General features: G+C 32.2%; 20 protein-coding genes, 1 tRNA gene, 1 rRNA gene and 1 pseudogene. 3 read left to right on the top strand and 20 right to left on the bottom strand.

The window, feature by feature from the left end; translation table 11 throughout:
• Positions 1-59 precede the first annotated feature (59 nt).
• From LGK97_RS17190 to LGK97_RS17200, 3 genes are read right to left on the bottom strand one after another with little or no spacing between them, the layout of a single operon-like run.
• A complete protein-coding gene (locus tag LGK97_RS17190) occupies positions 60-665 on the bottom strand; it encodes a TerD family protein (protein ID WP_226261032.1) in 606 nt (201 codons plus the stop codon).
• Positions 666-716: 51 nt separating this feature from the next.
• Positions 717-1,295, bottom strand: a complete 579-nt coding sequence (locus LGK97_RS17195; protein ID WP_226261034.1) for a TerD family protein — start codon at positions 1,293-1,295, stop codon at positions 717-719.
• 40 nt (positions 1,296-1,335) lie between these two features.
• Positions 1,336-1,920 (bottom strand): TerD family protein, encoded by a 585-nt coding sequence (locus tag LGK97_RS17200; protein WP_413228449.1) that lies wholly within the window; start codon positions 1,918-1,920, stop codon positions 1,336-1,338.
• Between the two features lie 526 nt (positions 1,921-2,446).
• Here LGK97_RS17200 and LGK97_RS17205 point away from each other — a divergent pair.
• Positions 2,447-3,360, top strand: a pseudogene (locus LGK97_RS17205) (Nramp family divalent metal transporter).
• A 94-nt stretch (positions 3,361-3,454) separates the two neighbouring features.
• Here LGK97_RS17205 and LGK97_RS17210 read toward each other — a convergent pair.
• The 5 genes from LGK97_RS17210 to LGK97_RS17230 form a co-directional block, all read right to left on the bottom strand.
• Positions 3,455-4,408 carry a M42 family metallopeptidase gene (locus tag LGK97_RS17210; protein WP_226261038.1) on the bottom strand — a complete coding sequence of 318 codons (954 nt, stop codon included), beginning with the start codon at positions 4,406-4,408 and terminating at the stop codon, positions 3,455-3,457.
• A gap of 26 nt (positions 4,409-4,434) precedes the next feature.
• On the bottom strand, positions 4,435-5,433 hold the full coding sequence (locus tag LGK97_RS17215; RefSeq protein WP_226261040.1) for a M42 family metallopeptidase: 999 nt from the start codon (positions 5,431-5,433) through the stop codon (positions 4,435-4,437).
• On the bottom strand, positions 5,424-6,473 hold the full coding sequence (locus tag LGK97_RS17220) for a M42 family metallopeptidase (protein WP_226261042.1): 1,050 nt from the start codon (positions 6,471-6,473) through the stop codon (positions 5,424-5,426). The genes LGK97_RS17215 and LGK97_RS17220 overlap by 10 nt, the downstream gene beginning before the upstream one ends.
• A 131-nt stretch (positions 6,474-6,604) precedes the next feature.
• Positions 6,605-7,816, bottom strand: coding sequence for a mechanosensitive ion channel family protein (locus LGK97_RS17225; protein ID WP_226261044.1), 1,212 nt, complete (start codon positions 7,814-7,816; stop codon positions 6,605-6,607).
• A gap of 43 nt (positions 7,817-7,859) precedes the next feature.
• Positions 7,860-8,171, bottom strand: coding sequence for a hypothetical protein (locus LGK97_RS17230; RefSeq protein ID WP_226261046.1), 312 nt, complete (start codon positions 8,169-8,171; stop codon positions 7,860-7,862).
• A 382-nt stretch (positions 8,172-8,553) separates the two neighbouring features.
• On the opposite strand from LGK97_RS17230, the gene LGK97_RS17235 reads away from it, so the two are divergent.
• Positions 8,554-9,708 (top strand): universal stress protein, encoded by a 1,155-nt coding sequence (locus tag LGK97_RS17235; protein ID WP_226261048.1) that lies wholly within the window; start codon positions 8,554-8,556, stop codon positions 9,706-9,708.
• Between the two features lie 75 nt (positions 9,709-9,783).
• Here the strand turns inward: LGK97_RS17235 and kdpC are convergent, their stop codons facing one another.
• The 10 genes from kdpC to LGK97_RS17285 all read right to left on the bottom strand — a co-directional run bounded on the left by kdpC (position 9,784) and on the right by LGK97_RS17285 (position 20,226).
• Positions 9,784-10,374 carry a potassium-transporting ATPase subunit KdpC gene (gene kdpC / locus LGK97_RS17240; RefSeq protein ID WP_226261059.1) on the bottom strand — a complete coding sequence of 197 codons (591 nt, stop codon included), beginning with the start codon at positions 10,372-10,374 and terminating at the stop codon, positions 9,784-9,786.
• 36 nt (positions 10,375-10,410) lie between these two features.
• Positions 10,411-12,474 (bottom strand): potassium-transporting ATPase subunit KdpB, encoded by a 2,064-nt coding sequence (gene kdpB / locus LGK97_RS17245; RefSeq protein ID WP_226261061.1) that lies wholly within the window; start codon positions 12,472-12,474, stop codon positions 10,411-10,413.
• A gap of 54 nt (positions 12,475-12,528) precedes the next feature.
• A complete protein-coding gene (gene kdpA, locus LGK97_RS17250) occupies positions 12,529-14,208 on the bottom strand; it encodes a potassium-transporting ATPase subunit KdpA (protein ID WP_226261063.1) in 1,680 nt (559 codons plus the stop codon).
• Positions 14,209-14,256: 48 nt separating this feature from the next.
• A complete protein-coding gene (gene kdpF / locus LGK97_RS20055; RefSeq protein WP_413228447.1) occupies positions 14,257-14,346 on the bottom strand; it encodes a K(+)-transporting ATPase subunit F in 90 nt (29 codons plus the stop codon).
• 284 nt (positions 14,347-14,630) lie between these two features.
• On the bottom strand, positions 14,631-15,332 hold the full coding sequence (locus LGK97_RS17260) for a response regulator (RefSeq protein WP_226261065.1): 702 nt from the start codon (positions 15,330-15,332) through the stop codon (positions 14,631-14,633).
• Entirely contained in the window at positions 15,301-16,932 is a 1,632-nt protein-coding gene (locus tag LGK97_RS17265; protein WP_226261067.1) for an ATP-binding protein, read from the bottom strand. The genes LGK97_RS17260 and LGK97_RS17265 overlap by 32 nt, the downstream gene beginning before the upstream one ends.
• A gap of 61 nt (positions 16,933-16,993) precedes the next feature.
• Positions 16,994-17,494, bottom strand: coding sequence for a hypothetical protein (locus LGK97_RS17270; RefSeq protein ID WP_226261069.1), 501 nt, complete (start codon positions 17,492-17,494; stop codon positions 16,994-16,996).
• Complete coding sequence (locus LGK97_RS17275; RefSeq protein WP_226261071.1) at positions 17,470-19,005, bottom strand: TrkH family potassium uptake protein; 1,536 nt, start codon at positions 19,003-19,005, stop codon at positions 17,470-17,472. The genes LGK97_RS17270 and LGK97_RS17275 overlap by 25 nt, the downstream gene beginning before the upstream one ends.
• Before the next feature lie 163 nt (positions 19,006-19,168).
• The gene (locus LGK97_RS17280) at positions 19,169-19,576 is read right to left on the bottom strand and encodes a potassium channel family protein (RefSeq protein WP_226261073.1); all 408 of its coding nucleotides are present in this window, start codon (positions 19,574-19,576) and stop codon (positions 19,169-19,171) included.
• The gene (locus LGK97_RS17285) at positions 19,573-20,226 is read right to left on the bottom strand and encodes a potassium channel family protein (protein WP_226261075.1); all 654 of its coding nucleotides are present in this window, start codon (positions 20,224-20,226) and stop codon (positions 19,573-19,575) included. Before LGK97_RS17285 ends, LGK97_RS17280 begins: the two co-directional genes overlap by 4 nt.
• 419 nt (positions 20,227-20,645) lie before the next feature.
• Between LGK97_RS17285 and LGK97_RS17290 the strand changes: the two genes are divergently transcribed.
• On the top strand, positions 20,646-21,221 hold the full coding sequence (locus LGK97_RS17290) for a response regulator (RefSeq protein ID WP_226261077.1): 576 nt from the start codon (positions 20,646-20,648) through the stop codon (positions 21,219-21,221).
• 28 nt (positions 21,222-21,249) lie between these two features.
• On the opposite strand, the gene LGK97_RS17295 is transcribed toward LGK97_RS17290, so the two are convergent.
• Positions 21,250-21,325 (bottom strand) — tRNA-Lys (locus tag LGK97_RS17295).
• Positions 21,326-21,331: 6 nt separating this feature from the next.
• A 5S ribosomal RNA gene (rrf, locus tag LGK97_RS17300) occupies positions 21,332-21,441 on the bottom strand; the annotation flags it as partial.

The following is a 21,441-nucleotide window of genomic DNA, read 5'->3' on the forward strand; positions in this document are numbered from 1 at the left end:
ATTGCTAATTTATTGTTTCTCATAAATATATCAATACATTTATCTATGATTGTTTTAGACTATTGGTATTTTTTAATCATATCACCTAGTCCAGAAGAAGTATCCCCTTCTCCTAGGCCTACAAATTTCCATTCTCCATTATTGCGATAAATCTCAGCAACAAATAGTCCAGTCTTATCAGCATATTGATCTGTTAAGTTGAAGCGAAGTATTTCCACATTATCTGAAGTATTTACTAAACGTATAAACGCGTTTTGTATCATACCAAAATGCTGTTTACGCTCCTTTGCAGCATATATGTTAACTACAAAAACTAATTTAGCTATATCTCCTGGTATATTTGATAGATCAACTGCAACTTGCTCATCATCACCATCGCCATCACCAGTAAGATTGTCTCCCATATGCTGAACACTGCCGCATTTACTTTTAAGGTTTCCAAAGTATACCAAGGAATCTTTTGATCTTAGCTTATCATTGGCATCTAGCATAATCACAGAAGCATCACAATCTATAGCTGCTTGTTTTCCTCCAAATAATCCCCCAAGCATCCCTTTGGCTGCTTGTTGTACTGGATCCCATCCAAGACCAACCATTACCTTTTTCAAACCTGGATTATCTTTTGTTAGGCTTATTCTTTGGCCCTTTTGTAAATTTATACCCATTATCTCCATCTCCTTTAAATATCTATCGTACTTACTTTCTCACCTATTATTTTATGCATCAAGACCATAGTTTTTACAAAGGGCAGAAAGGCCTCCTTGAAAACCACTTCCTGTTGCACTAAATTTCCATTCTCCATTGTTACGATATATTTCGCAAAATACCAGAGCAGTTTCCACTGAGAAATCTTCTGATAAATCGTATCTTAATACTTCTTCATTAGTTTCTTCATTTACAACTCTTACAAATGCATTTGAAATCTGACCAAAGTTTTGCGCACGAGCTATTGCATCATGTATAGTTACAGTAATTGCAATTTTATCAATATCTGAAGGTACCTTTGCAAACTCAACAATTAATTGTTCATCATCTCCGTCACCTTCTCCAGTTCTATTATCACCAGTGTGTATGACAGCTCCTGTTGAATGCTCTAAATTATTGTAAAATATAAAATCTAAGTCATTATTAGTTTTACCATTTGAACCTACTAAAAAGGCTGAAGCATCTAAATCAAACTCTCCTCCACCTGAATATTTATTTGTATCCCAGCCAAGCCCTATAACTGCTTTCTTCAAACTTGGGTTGCTCTTAGTTAAATCGATTTTTTGACCTTTACTTAAATTAATTGTCATACTTACTCCTCCTTGAATGTTTCATTATTCAAATAGTAATTTAGTCTACACTAATTCCAAAATTATTACAAAGTGCAGTTAATCCGCCCTCAAATCCACTTCCTACTGCGCTGAACTTCCATTCTCCATTGTTACGATATAGTTCTGCCACTACTACTGCAGTTTCAATACTATAGTCTTCACTTAAATCATATCTTATTAATTCCTCATTGCTATTTTCATTAAAAATTCTTATAAATGCATTGGAAACTTGTCCAAAATTTTGACACCTTTGCGCTGCTTCATGAATAGTTACTGTAAAATTAATCTTTTCAATAGAAGAAGGCACTTTACTTAATTCAATCTTAATTTGTTCGTCATCACCATCACCATCACCAGTTTTATTGTCTCCTAAATGTGTTACAGATCCTGCAGCATCCTTTGGGTTATTGTAAAATATAAAGTCATTATCAGAAGTTACTTTCCCATTTGCACCAACCAAGAACGCAGCTGCATCTAAATCAAAGGAAGCTCCCCCATCATATTTATTAGTATCCCATCCAAGTCCAACAATAACATTACTAAGACCTGGGTTAGATTTAGTTAAATCTACCTTCTGACCTTTTTTTAAACTAATTGCCATAATAAATCCTCCTAAGTAGCCACTAAATTGGCTATATTAATCTGTTATAATATATTATATAGTATCCAAATAATTAATTTTACTTATTAAAAATAACAAGCATATATATAATTATTTCCAAAAATTCAGACAATAATCAATTTACCCTTGCATTTATGAAAAAGGCTTTATCTTAGTATGAATTACAAAAGATAACTCAACTCCAACAAAGCAAACTTCATTAGTATTATTATAACACTATTTTTTAATAAACACTATGTTATGCTGTTAATTATCTCTTACTTATCTGTATACTTTTAGTGAACAAATAAGAATTTTAGACATTGTTTATGCCATAATAGTATTTAATATCTTAAATATGTAATTGATATGAAAATTTAATATCTTTATTGTTGTGGACTTATATTGATAAAAATAACAACTACTATATAATATATACTATATAGTAATTGTTATTTAGAATGGATGTGTTATTGTGAAATTATCATTTATTAAAAATCTGTCAAAAAAAGACCATAAACCTAAATTTATGGCACTAGATTTTATAAAGTATATTGGACCTGGACTACTTGTTGCTGTTGGATTTATAGACCCTGGTAACTGGGCAGCAAATGTCTCTGCCGGTGCCAGTTATGGATATACTTTACTTTGGATGGTAACCCTTTCAACCATTATGCTTATTGTTCTTCAGCATAATGCTGCCCACCTTGGAATTGTTACAGGTAGTTGTATAGCAGAAGCATCTACTTCCACATTAAACCCAAAGCTAAACAAAGTAGTCCTTGGCTCTGCTGTGCTGGCCGCAATATCAACTGCCCTTGCAGAACTTCTCGGTGGCGCTATTGCCTTAAACATGCTATTTGGTATACCTATAAAACTAGGGACTCTTCTGGTTTTAAGCTTGATTTTATGGATACATTCTTATCAATGATAGTAGGTTGGGCTATAAATAGTGCTATGATACTTATTGCGGCAACTACTTTCTTTATGCAAAAAATTCAAGTTAATGAACTTAGTCAAGCTCAACAAATGCTTACACCCTTGCTTGGTAGTACTGCATCAATAGTTTTCGCTTTAGCACTACTCTTTGCCGGTATTGCCTCATCTGTTACCGCTGGTATGGCGGGCGGTAGCATTTTTGCAGGAATATTTGGTGAACCTTATGATATTAACGATGTACATACTAAGCTTGGAGTTGCGATTACTTTAGTGGGTGCTGCCATAGCTATCCTTTTCATAAGTTCACCATTTAAGGGGCTCATATACTCACAGATGCTTTTAAGTATCCAACTTCCTATAACAATATTCCTCCAAATATATTTGACTTCTTCTAAAAAAGTTATGGGCAAGTATGTAAACAGCAAATTTGATAAAATAACTCTTTGGATCATTGGACTTATAGTAACTGCACTTAACGTAATGTTGTTATTAAGCTTTTTATAATAGTCTTTATAATAAAATAGGGGAATTGGGAGCAATAGCTTTCCCAATTCCCTTATTAGCTTTATATGATTTTTACATGACTTTTTTATGGGTTTTATATGATTTCTCTTAGTAGTTTTATAGTATCTTCTACATCCTTCATACTTATCATTTCTGATATAGAATGATTATATCTACAAGGAATCGAAATTACCCCTGTTCGTATTCCCCCTCTTTCCTTGTGTATGTTTCCGCCATCTGTCCTATCTTTTGATACGCCATATTGAACTTTAATTTCTGATCTTTGTGCTGCCATTTCTATCATTTCTTTTATTTCATGATGCATAATTAGATTAGCATCTTTTATCTTAATTATTGGGCCTTTTCCAAGTTCTAAGTTTCCTTCGCCACCAATGTAATCTCCTGTCTCTTGTGTATCTATTACAATACAATAATCTGGCTCTATAGCATAAGCCGCTGCTCTTGCTCCTCGTCCTCCAAGTTCTCCTTGAGTAGAAAATACAAAATATAATTCTCTATTAGACTCTTTGATTTCCTTTATTATTTTAAGAAGAATGTAACAACCAACCCTGTTATCCAAAGAAGGACTCATTATCTTGTCTTCTATTTCCATTCCATCACATAAAAGGCATGCGGTTTCCCCTTCCTTAACTATCTTTAATGCCTCTTCCCTTGAAGTCACACCAAGATCTATGAATAAGTCTTCTACTTTAGGCTCTGATTTTGCAGAAGCGACCTTTCCCATAGCACCCTTTTGAAATACAACAAAATTGTGTACTATTTCTGAAGGCCGAATTTCTCCAACATTACTTACTCGTACAAATCCTTTTTCATCTATATATGTAGCTATAAGACCTATCTCATCCATATGAGCACAAAGCATTACCTTTTCGGTGCCTTTTCCTATTTTAACTATTAAATTTCCCATCTTGTCTTCTGTTATATCACAATTAACATCCTTTAACTCTTCCCTTATAGCTTCTCTAACTTCTTCTTCATGACCACTAACGCCAAATGCACTAACTAGTTTTTCTAATATTATATCCATAATTAATCCTCACTTTCCTAATAATCTTAAAGAGTTTTTAGCCACCCAATCATAAGTCCTACTGCATTTTTATAGTCTTCCATACTTGCTACTGAAACAGAAGAGTGTATATATCTACAAGGCACTGATACTGTAGCAACCTTTGCACCATCTTTTGACATAAGTATGGCACCTGCATCATTTCCGCCAGCAATAGCTCTCCGGAGCTGATATGGTATATCTTTTGCTTTTGCTACCTCTATTAATTCTTGTAAAATATCATCATTAAAAATACTAGTTCTATCCATAATAGATAAAGCTGGTCCTTTTCCTATTTCTGTAGCACTTAGATGCTTAGGGACATTTGGCATATCTGCACATATAGTTCCCTCTAAGGCTACTGATATATCTGGATTTACATTATATCCAGAAACAAAAGCTCCTCGCTCTCCTACTTCTTCTTGCACATTGAAACTAACATAAAGGTCGCAATCATAACTTTCTCTTAATATTTCTATAGCCACAGCGCAGCCCATTCTATCATCAAAAGCTTTTCCCTTAACCAGTCCATCTCCAAATTCACCGTACTTCACATCAAATACTGCAAATTCTCCGATTTTAATAACCCTTTTAGCTTCCTTTTTAGAACTTAATCCTACATCAATACAACATTGGCTAGCTCGCACATTCTTTTTTCTCTCGTCACCATTTTGTAGATGTATTGGTTTAAATCCTATTACTCCCGGTATTTTATTTTCACCTATTAATACGACTTTAGATAAAAGTACTTTACCATTAATTCCACCTAATGCTTCAAATCTTAAAGTTCCATCTTCATTATATCCAGTAATGATAAATCCTACTTCATCCATATGAGCATCTATAAGCACCTTTTTACCCTTACCTTTTTTATGAGCGATAATATTACCCATGACGTCTACTTTCATCTCATCCACATAATTCTTTATTTCATCTTTTATAATATCTCTTACTTCTCCCTCAAAGCCTGAAGGACCTGTAGCATTACACAGTTTTTCTAAAAGCATAGTAATTCACCCACTTCCTCGCTACTTACCTTTTCAATAAACTTAGCTATTAATCTTCCTGTATTTATAATATCCTTCATGTTTATAATTTCAACTGAAGTATGCATGTACTTAATTGGTATAGATATTAATAGCGTTGGAATACCGCCTCTAGTTACTTGGATATCCCAAGCATCTGTTCCTGTATTACCAGATTCAACCTCTACATTATAGGAAATAGAATACTCGTCTGCTATTTCCATAAGCCTTGCTCTAAACTTAGGATGAATATTTGGCCCAATACATATAACAGGCCCTCCTCCTAGTTTGTTTTCTCTGTCTGTGTCGCCCATAGGACCATTATCAAAAGTAACATCTATTGCTATAGCAAGAGTTGGATTTAAATCATAGCTGGCCATCTTAGCTCCTCTATGCCCAACTTCCTCTTGACAAGAGGCTACAAAATAAACGTCCATGTCATGGTTTATTTTTTCTAATTCTTTGCAACAAGAATACATAGCTACAATACCTGCTCTGTCATCAGTAGCTTTACAAGTTACGTTATCATTTAATAGTTCATAAAAATCTCTCTTTAATGTAACGTAGTCTCCTATATTTACACTGATCTGTATTTCTTCTTTGCTATACCCTGTATCAATTAATAGACCTTCAATAGTAACTGCCTTTTCTCTTTCCTCATCATTCATAAGATGTGGTGGCTTAATCCCTATAATACCATCTATTTGTTTTTTTCCATGCACAACAACTTCCTGTGAAACTAATGTCTTTGGGTCAATTCCATTACCTATGAACTTTAAGAAACCATTAGCCATAATCTCTGTTATCATAAGAAAAACTTCATCAGAATGTGCCATAAGCATTATGCTTTTTCGTGCTACATCTTTGTTACCTTTTTTTATAGCATATAAATTATTTACATTCCCTTCCTTAACTTCACAGTAAGGCTCAAAAGCTTCCTTAATTAATGGGTGAATCCAGTGTTCTCTTCCACTTGGCGCATGTGCCATGCATAATGTTTTTAATAATTGCAGCTCGTCCATAACTTCCTCCTACTTAAACCTTTAGTTTATATTTATATTTATTCTATATGAAACCACTTTTTCCTCCAATATCCTAGGTAATCTTTGAAAAAACTGTGATGCTATACAATTTCAAAAGAGACCTTAGGTTTTTACGCCAAAGTCTCTTTACTATCTTCATGTTTATCTTCGTCATTATATAGTTTTTCTACCTTCTCATCTATGTTTATTAAGTCAATTTCTTGTTCCTTATTTTTGGTATATGATCCTTCTAAATATATACTTCTGCTTGGAAAAGCCATTAAAACTCCTTCTTGCTGAAGAATCTCTGCTATATTAAAGTTAACCTCTTCTTTTATTTTAAGATACTCATCATACTTTGCTGTTTCAGTAAAAAAGCATACACGTACATCTAAACTAGCGGCACTTAGTTTGTCAAATCTAACTATGATATCTTTCTTACTTACCTGTGGATGATTCTCTACCATATGTCGTATACTATCCACGCAAATTTGTAGTTTCTCTTTAGAAGTTTTGTAGTTTATTTCTAAATCGAAATTAACTCTTCGTTTACCTCTTCTACTGAAATTCGTTACAGGTTCATTGGCAAGCTTTGAATTGGGCACTGTTATTAATGCATTATCCACAGTTCTTATTTTGGTAGTTCTAAAAGAAATATCCTCTATAGTTCCTTCTAGCCCATCGCAATTAACCCAGTCCCCTATAGAAAAGGGTTTATCTAATATTATAAAGATACCTGCAATAACATTAGCTGCTGCATCTTTAGCTGCTAGTGCAAAAGCAAGTCCACCGAGTCCAAGTCCCGTAACAAACCCTTGAATGTTATATCCCCATTTTTCAGCTATTATAGTAATAGCTAATGCAATTATTACCAAGGTCAGTGTCTTTGATATAAATGGAAATAATATTTTATCTACCTTTATATCATATGCCTTATGCATCCTCTCAAATAACAAAGAAGATTCTCCAGAAAGGTTACATAAACCCCAACAAATTAATATTATTACCACAGAACTGAACATCTTATCTATAAATATAATACTAATTGGTATATCTGCCATAACCAAAACTCTAAAACCAAAGTAAAACCCTAATACTTCAAAAAAATTAGTTACAGGTTTTTGAAATGCTTCTACTATTTTTGTATCTGCATTAAATCTTGTTTTATCAACAAATCTTAATATTATCTTGAATACGTACTTTGCAAATATTTTTTTTAGTAATACAAAGAATATAAAAACTCCAATAGCAATACCCACATACTTTAATTTATGGTATGCTGTATCATTAAAAAAATTCGTTACTTGATCTTTTGTAAAAAACACAACCATGAATTGAAACAAACCATCACACCCTTCTTATCTTATGTTTATATATATCATTATTTTAAGCTAATAATGTTATTTTCTCAATAGTATCTCCGAAGTCTATATTTTTTTCATTAAATTTATAAAAATACGAAGTTAATTTTTCTAAATTTTTATCTGCTGGCTTGTAAGTTGGATCAAACACGTATGCAGCTCTATAATATATACAAGCCATAGATTCATCTCTTTTATATTCTGAAATAACTCCTAATAAATTATACACCACTGCTGAATGATCATTTTCAAGCATCTCTGAATATAAGTATTTAAGTGCTAGATCATATTTATTTGATTTTATTGCACTAATAGCCTCTTGTATGTTGTTTTGCATAAAGTTTTCCCTATTCATATTTGTTAACATTTCCTCACCTTAAACTACCCTTTCTCTCTTTATTTGATAATTATATTTTATCAAAATCGCTATATTTTTGCTATTAAGAAGGTATAAAGATACAGTGTAGCGTATAAACGTTGTGTTAAGATTTTATTATTTAAGGTTGTTTTTTTGATGAAACCCTTACATATCAATGCTTTCCATGCATTCTATACTTTTACTTGCTAATTTTAAAAAAATATAAATTAATTGTATAATGAATATATGTTTTAAATTCAAAACTTTTTACTTGAATCATCACATGCGTAGCTATTCATCTTATTTGAAGCTGAAATGCCATTAAATAACCAAAATTTTATAAATAAAGGATTGATATAAAATGAGTAATAATTCTTTTAAACGGATTACTCCTGAAGAGGCATTAGTATTTCTAGAAAAAGAAAAGATAAAAGGACATTTAAAAATATTTTTAGGCTACGCTCCTGGTGTTGGAAAAACTTACTCCATGCTCAATGAAGCTAATCGAATGCTTGCTAGAGGACAAGATATTGTTATCGGTTATCTTGAAAGCCATGGAAGAGCCGAAACTAATTCTCAAGTGGCTTCTCTTGAGGTATTACCAAGAAAAAAAATAAACTACAATAACATGATTTTAGAAGAAATTGATTTAGATGAAGTATTAAAACGCAACCCCAAAATAGTTCTTATAGATGAACTAGCACATACTAATGCACCTGGTTCAAAAAACAAAAAAAGATATGAAGATGTTTTAGAAATACTAGGACATGGAATAGATGTACTTACTACTTTGAATATTCAACATCTAGAAAGTCTTAATGATATTGTAAATCAAATAACAGGTATAACAGTAAGAGAAACCATTCCTGATATTATAGTTGAAAATGCTGATGAAGTAGTTGTTATAGATATTACTCCAGCCTCACTACAAACTAGATTAAAAAGAGGTGATATTTATAAACAAGAAAATACTGCAAGAGCATTAAAAAACTTTTTTAGAGGTGGAAATTTAAATGCCTTAAGAGAAATAACCTTAAGGCATATTGCCGAGGAAATTGATGATAATTTATCTGAGTATATGAAAAAACATGATATTAGAGAAAACTGGCATACTGCTGAAAGAGTAATGGTTTGTGTAAGTGCTAATCCTTTTGGAAGAAAATTAATAAGAAGAGGTGCTCGCATATCAAAACGTTATAAATGTCAATGGATTGTAGCCTCAGTAAACTGTACTCATGCTTTATCTCCTACTCTATCAAAAAAAGAATTAGATAGTTTAGAAAGCCATTTTCAGTTAGCTAAGCAACTCGGTGCTGATACTGTAACGTTAACCGGTAAAAGTGTTTCTAAAGAACTAGTGAAATTTGCTTCACAAAAACATATCACACAACTTATAATTGGTCACACCAACCGATCTATTTGGCAGATAGCATTTAGGGGCTCCTCAGTGACAAAAATTTTGCGTCATGCAAAAGATATAGAAATACACGTAATTCCTGATAATAGAACCTTTTAATTAAGATCACAATTAAAAATTAAGAGCTGACAGTTAATTTTTCTTAACTCTCAGCTCTTAATTATAAGTTCTCAACTAGCGAATCTTATTATTGACTTCTATATTGAGTTTCAACACATTAACTCTTCTATTTCCAAACACACCAAGTTGTCTTTCCTCTGTATTATTCTTAACCATTTGTTCTAAATCACTTTTATCAATACCTGTAGCCTTTGAAATGCCTGGTATTTGAATCTTTGCAGCTTCTATGCTTATATGAGGGTCAAGACCAGATCCTGAACTTGTTAAGAAATCTGCTGGAATATCTTCTTTCGTAACTTCTGGATTAGCCTTCAAAAATGCATCTAGATCCTTTTGTATTCTCTCTTTTAGTGCAATATTAGAGGATGCAAGATTTGCAGATCCAGAAGACAATGTAGCCTCCTCCCCTTCTTTGTAAGTATTATAGTTTACAGCTGAAATTCTTCCTTTAAAGTAACGAGCATCAGTGAATTCTTGCCCTATAAGCAAAGAACCCACTTCACGCCCATTCACCACTTGCATACTTCCATTTGCCTTATTATTAAAAAACAACTGACCTACACCAGTCATTACTGTTGGAAATACAAAACCACACACAAACATAAGCGTCAAGCTGACTAATATTGATTTTTTTAATACTTTCATTATTTTTATCCTCCTAAATTATTTTACATCAAGAATTTATGCTACATTAAGAGCTTTTAACAGTGGGAATATTATCATATCTATTATCTTAATCCCAAAGAATGGAACCATAATTCCACCTACACCATAAATTAATATATTTCTTAAGAGAAGAGCTTCCGCCTTTGCGGGTTTATATTTTACCCCTCTCATAGCTATTGGAATTAATAGAGGTATTATTATTGCATTAAACACTAATGCTGACAATATTGCACTTGCAGGTGTGGCAAGCTTCATTACATTTAATACACTCATTGTTGGAATAGCAACAGTAAATATTGCTGGTATTATAGCAAAATACTTTGCAACATCATTTGCTATACTAAATGTAGTTAATGCTCCTCTGGTTATAAGTAACTGTTTACCTATTTCTACTACTTCAATTATCTTAGTAGGGTCTGAATCTAAATCTACCATGTTAGCAGCTTCTTTTGCAGCAATTGTTCCACTATTCATTGCAAGTCCAACATCTGCTTGAGCAAGAGCTGGAGCATCATTAGTACCATCCCCAGTCATAGCTACAAGTTTACCTTCTCTTTGTGCTTTTTTTATAACATCAATTTTATCCTCTGGGGTACACTCTGCAATAAATTCATCTACTCCTGCTTCTCTTGCTATGGTAGCCGCTGTGAGTGGATTGTCTCCTGTGCACATAATAGTTTTTATTCCCATACTTCTTAATCTTTCAAACCTTTGCGTAAGTCCTGGTTTTACAGTATCCTTTAAATAAATAACCCCAAGTATTTCGCTATTTACACAAACTATTAATGGTGTTCCACCAGCCATAGAAATCTTTGTTGTAACTACTTCTAAATCCTTTGAAACCTTCCCGCCAAGTTCTTGCACCATTTTTATGATGCTGCTAATAGCACCTTTTCGTATAATTTCTCCATCTGTTAAATTTAACCCACTCATTTTAGTTTGAGCAGTAAATTCTATAAATTTAGCATCTTCATAATTATTTGCATCTACTGTTACTCCAAGTTTACTCGCAAGCTCAACTATGGATCTACCTTCAGGAGTTTCATCCTTTAGGGAACATATTAATGCATATTTTATTAGTTTATTTTCATCACATCCAGATACAGGTATAAATTCTGCCGCAAGCCTATTACCATAAGTTATCGTACCTGTCTTATCTAAAATCATAACATCTACATCTCCACAGGCTTCAACTGCTTTACCTGACATAGCAATTACATTAAATCTTGTAACCCTATCCATACCTGCAATTCCTATAGCTGATAATAAAGCACCTATTGTAGTTGGTATTAAACATATAAGTAATGCTATCAGTGTAGATGTTGGAATTTTAACACCTGAGTATGCAGCTAATGGCTCAAGGGTAACAATAACCATTAGGAAAATCATTGTGAGTACTATTAACAATGTATTTAATGCCATTTCATTGGGGGTTTTTTGCCTTGAAGCGCCCTCAACTAGACTTATCATCTTATCAAGGAAAGATTCTCCAGGGCTTGCTGTGATTTGGACCTTAAGCCAATCACTTACCACTTTAGTTCCTCCAGTAACAGAACTAAAATCTCCACCAGCTTCCTTCATAACAGGAGCTGATTCTCCTGTTATAGCAGACTCATCTACCGCTGCAAGACCCGAAATAATTTCACCATCATTTGGTATTATGTCCCCATTTTCTACAAGAACAATATCTCCTTTTCTTATCTCCGATGCATTGGTCACTGTTACGTTCCCATTTTTGTCTAAAAGCTTGGCCATTGTGTCTCTTTTGGTTTTCTTCAAACTCTCAGCTTGAGCTTTACCTCTTCCTTCCGCCACTGCCTCTGCAAAGTTAGCAAATAAAACTGTAGTGAAAAGAATAAAAGCAACTAATCCATTATATACCCTTAAATTTGTACCTGTATCACCAAATGCGTTAGGAACAAAAGTAAGAAATAAAGTTATAAAAAATCCAATTTCAACGATAAACATAATAGGATTTTTTATCATAAACTTAGGGTTTAACTTCTTAAAAGAATCCTTAACTGCATCATTAAAAATCTTCTTGCTTATAAACTTTTTTTTATCATCTATATTATTCATTTATTTACTCCTTATATTTTATTGTGCTAAATCATTAAATGCGGTGCTGAAACATTAACGAAATGTGGTTAAATGTTCCGCTATTGGTCCTAATACTATGGCGGGCAAGAATGTTAACGCGCCTATTATTAAAACTATAAATACTAATATTATAGTAAATGTAGTGTTATCTGTTTTAAATGTAGAATCCGATTCTGGTACGAGTCTTTTTGATGCTAAAGAACCAGCTACAGCTAAAAGAATAACCATGGCAAAAAATCTTCCTGCATACATTACAAGACCTGTACTTACATTCCAAAACATAGTATTATCTGCTAGTCCTTCAAAACCTGAACCATTATTAGCTGCTGCAGAAGTAAATTCATAAAGAACTTGAGTTAATCCATGAAACCCTGGATTACTTATTCCTGCAAGGCCTTGACTAGTAAGTACAGCTATACTTGACGGCACAAGAATTATAAAAGGATGTATTAGTATGGCTAAAGATATTAACATAATTTCCTTTGCCTCAATTTTTTTACCTAAAAATTCTGGTGTCCGTCCAACCATTAGTCCGCACAAAAATACTGTTAATATTGCGTACATCATCATATTCATAAAACCTACACCTTCACCGCCAAACACTACATTAAGCATCATCTGCCATAATGGAACTAGTCCACCAACGGGTGTTAATGAATCATGCATATTATTTACAGAACCGGTAGTGAATGCTGTTGTAACTGTTGTAAATAACGTTGAGCCCGCAAGTCCAAACCTTATTTCTTTACCCTCCATGTTGCCCATGGCTTGACTTAAATTGAGATTTGCAATTGCAGGGTTCCCAAGCTTTTCAGAATGGAAGCAAACTGCTAAAGATATTACAAACAATATAGACATTGCTGCGAATATTGCCCAGCCTTGCTTTTTATTTTTTACCATTAACCCAAAACAATAAACTATAGCTCCAGGTATAAGCATCATAGCTAACATTTCTATTAAATTAGTAAGAGGGGTTGGATTTTCAAATGGGTGTGATGAATTAGCTCCAAAGAAACCACCTCCATTAGTCCCTAAATGTTTAATAGCTTCAAAAGACGCTATAGGTCCAAGTCCAATAACTTGTTTAGTTCCTTCTATGGTCGTAATAACCTTATTTGGTGAAAATGTCTGTGGAACTCCTTGCACCATTAAAAATATAGTTACTATTATTGAAATTGGAATTAACACCCTTGTAGTAACTCTTACTAAATCAACGAAAAAGTTACCTAGCATTTTAGTTTTCCCAGTAATTCCTCTCATAAATGCTGCTGCAACAGCAAATCCTGATGCCGCTGAGGTAAACATAAAGAAATTTATAACTGTCATTTGACTTAAGTACGATAATCCCCATTCTCCACTGTAGTGTTGAAGGTTTGTATTTGTAATAAAACTAAAGATAGTATTAAAAATAAGTGATGCATCCATAGCTTTATTGCCATTGGGATTTAAAAAATGAACTCCCTGAACCCTGAGCACTAAGTATGCTATCAAAGTCATAACCATATTTGATACAATGAAAGCAATAGCGTATTGCTTCCAAGTCATCTCTTCTTTAGTTATCCCTGTAACCTTATAAATTAAGTTGTCTACCTTGTCCATAAAAGGATCTGTAAAACACTTCTTATTATTTATAACTTTATATATATATTTCCCAGTTGGAATAACAAGCAATACAAAAATTATAAGCGTTAATATAATTTGAAAAATGTCCATATATAACTATCCTCCATATATTCTTTTTAAACATAAAAAACTATAATATTAAAATTTCTCAGGATTAAGTAATGCATATCCTAGATACAAAAACAATAAAATTGCCATTATAATTAAAATTTTCATAGCATCCTCCATTTAATTATTACTTTAAGTGATATGTTGATTTTTATTTATTTCTGATTCACACCAAGTAATAAAGGGCAGTATTAGCAAAAAACAAAGTGCTGTTACTATTATAAATATTGCATCAATCATGAATTTACTTCGCCTCCTTCTGATCACCTTATGTATTCATTCTAACAACAACAGTATAAAGATGTTGTGAAGATGATCCTTAGCGTATAAATTTCGTATTAAGAAATTACATTTCAATTTTTTCATAAAAAAAAGACAAAGCCAAAAGCTTCATCTTCTAATTATTATTCATCAACTAAACGATACCCTACTCCTACCTCCGTTATTATATACTGAGGTTCCCCAGGATTTTTCTCTATTTTTCTTCTTATATTAGCCATAAATACCCTAAGAGACTGTGTCTCATTTTCAAAATAACTTCCCCAAACCTCATCAATTATATACTTATGAGTTAGTACACGACCTGCATGTCTTGACAATAACTCAATTAACTTGAATTCCATCGGTGTTAAATGTATTTCTTCATTTAAAATTGTAGCTCGGTGTTTTTCAAAGTCTATTTTAAAATCCTTAACTACAAACACTGATTGAACACTGTTTTGCAAATTGGAATCCTCATTAAAATGCCTAAGGGCAACTCTGACTCTTGCTAAAAGCTCAGCTACACTAAAAGGCTTGGTCAAGTAATCATCTGCACCACAATCTAAAGCTTCAACCTTCTCACTTTCATGTCCGCGGGCTGAAACCACTATAATCCTAGCTTTCGTAGACGCTCTTACCTTCTTAATAACATCAAGTCCATCAATATCAGGTAATCCTAAGTCTAAAACTATTATATCTGGATTGTTAGAAAAAATAAGCGCTATAGCTGTAATTCCAGATTCGGTTTCAATGCACTTGTATCCCTGTGCCTCTATGGAGAGTTTCATAAATTTTTTAATTGGTTTATCATCTTCAACTATTAAAATCAAAGGCTTTATATCCATTTTCATCGCTCCTTGTTTCAGGTAAAGTAAATCTAAAAGTCGCTCCTCCAGAAGAATTATTTAAAGCTTCCATTCGTCCATCATGAGCCTCTATAATCGACTTACAAATAGCTAATCCTAATCCTATGCCTCGCTTTTCTAGGCAATCCCCTTTTGTCTTTGTATAAAATCTATCAAATATTGACGGTATGTCTTCTTCTGGTATTCCTTTCCCATTGTCAGATATATCAAAAATCACAGTTTCATGCTCCACCTTAACTTTAACTTTTATAATGGAATCCTTTTGTGTGTACTTAATGGCATTGTCAATTAAATTAATAAGTACTTGTTCTATTAACAATCCATCTACGAATAATAGGACCATGTTTTTAGGTAAATCAATAACAATGTTATGCTCCCCTGAAAATCTTTTAACTCTCGATATGGATTCAGCAACGATTTCTTCAACAACTTCTATATCTTTTTTAATTTCAAGTTTACCTTCATCTATCCGTGTCATGCTTAATATATTCTCAACTGAATGTATAAGCCAGCTTGTATCTTCATAAATAATCTCAAGAAGCTCTTTCTTTGTGTCATTATCAAGTATGTCATAATTATCACTAATGGTAGAAACAGATCCTAATATCCCTGTTAGAGGGGTTCTTAAATCATGTGAAATTGACCTTAAAAGATTACCTCTAAGCCTTTCTCTTTCAGCCTCTAAACTTATATGTTTTTTCTTTTCATATAAATCTTCTCGTTCAATAGCTAACGCAATTTGTGTAGAAACAGACTCTAAAAGAATTTTTTCACTTTTTGATAAAGTATCTTCTTCTAGGCACGCTATACCAATAACTCCAAGAATTTTATTTTGTCCTTTTATTGGATGATAATACCCAACAGTATCTGATATAACTTCAGCTTTAATACCTACTGATTGACCTGTTATAAAACATTTCTCAATTGCATCGCCCTCTACATCTAACTTGAAAATATCCCTACCAGCTTCTCCACTAACCATATAATCACAATGCTTTTGCAAATTGTTTTTATCATCTAATATAGCTATCATATTAGCTCTGTTAAACATATCCACTAAATTGTCACCACAAAGATGAACCACTTGTTTTTTATTTCTTGCTGTAAGCAATGATTTGTTAATTTTATATAAGATTTGCATTCTGTTTTCCCGCATAAAAGATATTTTAGCTTGAGTTTTAACACTTGAGGTCAAAGTACTTGTAATAATTGCAGCTATAAGCATTATGGCAAAGGTAACGGGATAATCAGCTCTGTAAGCTAAAAAACTATAGTATGGTACAGTAAAGAAAAAATTAAATGATAACACTCCAATTATTGCTGATAAAATACCATAAGCATATCCATCTGTACTTGTTGACACAAGTAATACTCCTAAAATAAAGACTATAATTACATTTGACTCATGAAATCCAATTTCTCTAAATATCAGAGATACTATAGTGGCTAAACTTATAATCATTATAGTTTTAAACAGATTCTTAATTATCATTTCTTTAGGTTTAATTTCTTTATAGTCACTGTATTTATACTTACCAAAAATTTTCATATGCACATCATTAAATTTTATTTTTTTCACTCTACTCATTCCTTTCTTATAGATTTAAATAGCCTTTGTATCAGTTTCTAAAAAAAGCATTTCAATATGAAATGCTTTTAGTAAATTTCTTATATAAAAAAATTGAAGATAGTGCTCCGATTGCTAGCATTATAGCCAAAATACCTTTGCTCCTACTTATAGGAATTATTACTTTCCCTCCATGTTCTTCAATTTTAACTGAGATTGGATGGACATCCATATCACCACCATGCTCTGCACATGCCCTATTAAAAGTACCGTATGCACTTAATGTATCTCCCTTATGTCCATACCTTCCAAAGTTTTTTATAAATTCAACTTGATCACTTTTAATCCATATGCCTATAGCATTGCTACCATCGCTAATATTTACCCATGAATATTCACCTCTTTTCATGGATTCTCCAATAGCCTCACCTTTTAATGTAATTTTAGTGTTATCAAACGTCTTACCATTTTCAATTAGTTCAGTATAATTTGTATACTCCTTTGCCATGCATATTGTAGAAAAGGAAACTACTAAAATGCAAGTAAATATTATTGTTTTAAAAGTCTTAACCATAATCTTTTAATGCCTCCAAATGTAACTCCTATTAATGCAAATACAGATATAAATTCTAGCCTTCCTAAATACATTGCAATTATATAATATACTTTAAGTAAAGTTGGCATTGTAGGTGAAGTAATTCCAATGGATAAACCTACATTACCTGTAATTGATGCAGCTTCAAAAGCTGAGCTTAGAACTGGATATCCATAGTAGGTTCCAAGTGTTGTACCTACGACAAATAGCATTATATAACATAATATTATAAGGTAAGCAGACTTCACCATTGCATCCTCTAAAATGATTTCCTTTATATGATGAAATTTAGCTATTCTTATTTTTCTATCGGAATTTATCAACTTATTTACTTCTGCACCTATGCTTCTAAATAGCAATCCTACCCTAAGTCCTTTAAACCCACCTGCTGTAGAACAAGCTGATCCACCTATAAGCATTGCTATTATAAGCATAACAATAGGAAAGTCTCCCCATTCCGTAGCAAACTGCCTGGCATAAAGATTACCGAACCCTGTAGTTGTATGTGCTGATAATACATTATAAACAACTTTTCTGAAAATTGATATCCCATTACTGTATATACCTAGGTTTGTTAGTTTTAATGCAGTTAAAAAAGATATAATTAAAGCTGTAATAAAAAAACTCTGTGTTTCAATATTTTTTAATATCTCATTTTTCTTACCTTGCCATACTGCATAGTGCAATGCAAAATTTAAAGAGCCAATGACAAAGAAAATCATTGTTAATAGTTCATATGAAAGACTATGATAATAAAGTATATTTTGAGACATTGGTGCAAAACCACCAGTGCTCCATGCAGACATAAAAATAAATAATCCATGAAAAAAAGCACTTACAGGTTGTAGTCCTATAGCCATTCCATTAATCCAAAGCATAAGAGTTCCTACAACTAAATATGTTATACTTACTTTCCAGATTATCCTTGCTGTATTCTTTACATTAGGTACAAGCTCTGCATCCTTACCTTCACCAACATACATTTTATAAGCCCCTAATGTATGGTTTACCATAAAGCTTAAGGCTAGCACCACCATCCCTTGTCCCCCTACAAAGGTAATAATGTGTCTCCACATATTTAATCCAAGTGACAGATGATCAATATCTTGAGTAAGCAAAACCCCCGTTGTTGTAAATCCACTCATAACATCAAATACTGCATCTAAAAATGATGCAGTATTTCCACTAAGCGCATATGGCACAGCACATAAAAACGTTAATATAAGCCACGAACTAGATGCAATTATTAATCCATGTTTCCATTGCACCTGTGCCTTATCAATTACACTTCTACCTGTAGCCATAAGTAATATACCCAAACTTACAGCTATACTCATACTAATAGTGAAATCTAAAAGTGCGCTCCATTCCTTAAATATCAATGATGTAATCATTGGTATTAACATTAAACTTGAAGTCCTTACTATTACATATCCTACATAAAAATTTATTAGTTTAAAATCATCAAAGTCTTTTATTATTTTTTTCATATGATCACCTTGCCAAAATCATAATAATTCCATATAGGATAAATAAGAACACTAATGTGTATCCTATTTCTGTAATTACCCCACCTATAACTTTTTTGTTTGTCATAATATATTTTTCCTCCAATTATAGTTCTCTTTAACATTTTCTTTCTTTATATTTCTTTTAATGATTTACATTAAATTCTTCTTCTATTAAATTGCAAATTACTTGTGTACTACAAACTGTCTTATTTACTCCCAGTGCCTTGAAGATTGCTGTGTTTTTAGGATTATTAATTCTAGCTATTGTTTCCTTAATATTAAAATTAACCTTAACCATCTGGCATATCACAAGATTTTCTTCATCTTTCCCTGTTACTGCAGCCACTACATCAACTTCTTCTATACTAGCATCCTTTAGTACTTCAATATCCGAAGCATCTCCACATATTACATATACTTGTAGTTCTTCAGCAATCTTTTCACAAATTTCTATGTCTTTTTCTATTAATACCACTGAGTGCTTCTTTTCTTTTAGTGCTTTAATAAGATAGTACCCTACCTTTCCACCACCAACTACTATTACTCTCATATAAATTTCTCCCTCATTATTGCCCTTACCAACCTTTTCTTATTGTCCTTACTTATGCTGCAAATTATTTTATCACCTTTTTCAAGTGATTGGTTTTTGCTTGGTATTATAAATTCACCGTTTTTCCAAACTGCACATACTCTACAATCAAATTTATCCTCTATTTCTAAAACTGTATTAAACTTAAGTTTATTTATTGTAATCTCTTCTATAGATATATCATTGTCTATTATTAGCATAGTATCTGAATTTTCATCTATTATTTTGTTTTTAATTATATTTATACCAAGTTCAGTTGGACTTATAGTTTGTAATCCTAGTTCTCTATAAATAGATTCCCTGGATGGATCATAGATTCTTGCTATTACTTTAGGTACCTTAAATATATCCTTTGCAATTTGACTAGCCATAATATTTATATTGTCTGTAGGGGTCATAGCCAAAAATATATCCGCTTTATCTATTCCAGCTTCCATCAATGTATCATTATCTATTTCTACACCTTTAATCCGAATTCCATTAAATCCACCTCTAAGGCGCTCTAGATTTTTTGCGTACTTATCAATTATAACAACATCATGTCCTTCATCAGATAATTCCATGGCAAGTCCACTGCCTAATCTACCACACCCTATTATTACTATATACATAATTTGTTCTCCTTACTTGAGTTTATTAAATAAACATATTAATATTAAATATATTAATATCATATGCATATTTTAATCAAATATAGGGAATAGTGCAACGTGGCCTAGGTGATTTTAAAATCATTATCCTATTTGTTATATTCTATTTAAGAACTATAGCATTATCATTCTTTGTTTATATTGGTTTATCTTCATTTTACTCATAGAACTAAATCTATAATTTTAAAGTATATATAATGCTTTATGCTCAATAATTTAATCATATCTTTTATGTGTATAACTTATAGTTATTCGTTTATAATCTTATAGTTGATTTTAATTGATTATAGCCTTATAGTAATATGTAGACTTAAAAATATTGATGAAAATTACATTTAAAATTATTACAAGGTATAGATATCTAAGAAAGGAGGGCAGCTATGAAAAAAGCTTTGGTTGTAGATGATACAAAAAATATTCGTACATTACTCAGGATCTATCTTGAATTAAATGATTTTGAAGTTTTGCTAGCTACTAATGGTTATGAAGCATTAGAAATAATTGATAATGAAGCAGTAGATTTAATATTTTTGGATATTAAGATGCCAGAGATAAGCGGAACAGAGGTTCTAAAAAGAATTCGTTCTAAAGGAATAGTTGTTCCTGTAGTAATTATGACGGCTTTTGCCACGGTTAAAAATGCAGTGGATTGTACTAAACTTGGTGCTATTACTTATTTACAAAAACCTTTTACTACAGATAAGATTAAAGTTATTCTTGAAGAAATGATGACAGAAGAAAATCTATCTGCCCAAAGTACTGAATACCAAATAAGTATCATTAAACAATTAATAAATGAGAATAAATTAAAAAAAGCATTAGATGCTTTAAAATTACTTTTATCCATAAATCCAAATACTCCTGAAATTTATGAATTAATATCTATAGTATATAATCTGCAAGGAGAATTAAATAACGCTGAAATATTTCATAATATGGCTGATCAATGGAAATAAAAAAAGCACTTCATAAAGAAGTGCTTTTTGGTGGCTTACCGGGGAATCGAACCCCGGACACCATGATTAAAAGTCATGTGCTCTACCAACTGAGCTAGTAAACCATGTGTACCTGGCGACAACCTACTCTCCCACAAGGCTACCCCTGCAGTACCATCGGCGCATTGAAGCTTAACCTACCTGTTCGGTATGGGAAGGGGTGTTACCTTCATGCCATAAT

The sequence above is a fragment of the Clostridium sp. CS001 genome, assembly GCF_020443565.1.
Lineage (GTDB): Bacteria > Bacillota > Clostridia > Clostridiales > Clostridiaceae > Clostridium_AD.

Bases quoted from the DNA above. Each gene is read 5' to 3' on its own strand.
- LGK97_RS17190 (WP_226261032.1), bottom strand. From the start codon at position 665: ATGGGTATAAATTTACAAAAGGGCCAAAGAATAAGCCTAACAAAAGAT.
- LGK97_RS17195 (WP_226261034.1), bottom strand. From the start codon at position 1,295: ATGACAATTAATTTAAGTAAAGGTCAAAAAATCGATTTAACTAAGAGC.
- LGK97_RS17210 (WP_226261038.1), bottom strand. From the start codon at position 4,408: ATGGATATAATATTAGAAAAACTAGTTAGTGCATTTGGCGTTAGTGGT.
- LGK97_RS17215 (WP_226261040.1), bottom strand. From the start codon at position 5,433: ATGCTTTTAGAAAAACTGTGTAATGCTACAGGTCCTTCAGGCTTTGAG.
- LGK97_RS17220 (WP_226261042.1), bottom strand. From the start codon at position 6,473: ATGGACGAGCTGCAATTATTAAAAACATTATGCATGGCACATGCGCCA.
- LGK97_RS17230 (WP_226261046.1), bottom strand. From the start codon at position 8,171: ATGCAAAACAACATACAAGAGGCTATTAGTGCAATAAAATCAAATAAA.
- LGK97_RS17235 (WP_226261048.1), top strand. From the start codon at position 8,554: ATGAGTAATAATTCTTTTAAACGGATTACTCCTGAAGAGGCATTAGTA.
- kdpC (WP_226261059.1), bottom strand. From the start codon at position 10,374: ATGAAAGTATTAAAAAAATCAATATTAGTCAGCTTGACGCTTATGTTT.
- kdpB (WP_226261061.1), bottom strand. From the start codon at position 12,474: ATGAATAATATAGATGATAAAAAAAAGTTTATAAGCAAGAAGATTTTT.
- kdpA (WP_226261063.1), bottom strand. From the start codon at position 14,208: ATGGACATTTTTCAAATTATATTAACGCTTATAATTTTTGTATTGCTT.
- kdpF (WP_413228447.1), bottom strand. From the start codon at position 14,346: ATGGAGGATGCTATGAAAATTTTAATTATAATGGCAATTTTATTGTTT.
- LGK97_RS17260 (WP_226261065.1), bottom strand. From the start codon at position 15,332: ATGGATATAAAGCCTTTGATTTTAATAGTTGAAGATGATAAACCAATT.
- LGK97_RS17270 (WP_226261069.1), bottom strand. From the start codon at position 17,494: ATGGTTAAGACTTTTAAAACAATAATATTTACTTGCATTTTAGTAGTT.
- LGK97_RS17275 (WP_226261071.1), bottom strand. From the start codon at position 19,005: ATGAAAAAAATAATAAAAGACTTTGATGATTTTAAACTAATAAATTTT.
- LGK97_RS17280 (WP_226261073.1), bottom strand. From the start codon at position 19,576: ATGAGAGTAATAGTAGTTGGTGGTGGAAAGGTAGGGTACTATCTTATT.
- LGK97_RS17285 (WP_226261075.1), bottom strand. From the start codon at position 20,226: ATGTATATAGTAATAATAGGGTGTGGTAGATTAGGCAGTGGACTTGCC.
- LGK97_RS17290 (WP_226261077.1), top strand. From the start codon at position 20,646: ATGAAAAAAGCTTTGGTTGTAGATGATACAAAAAATATTCGTACATTA.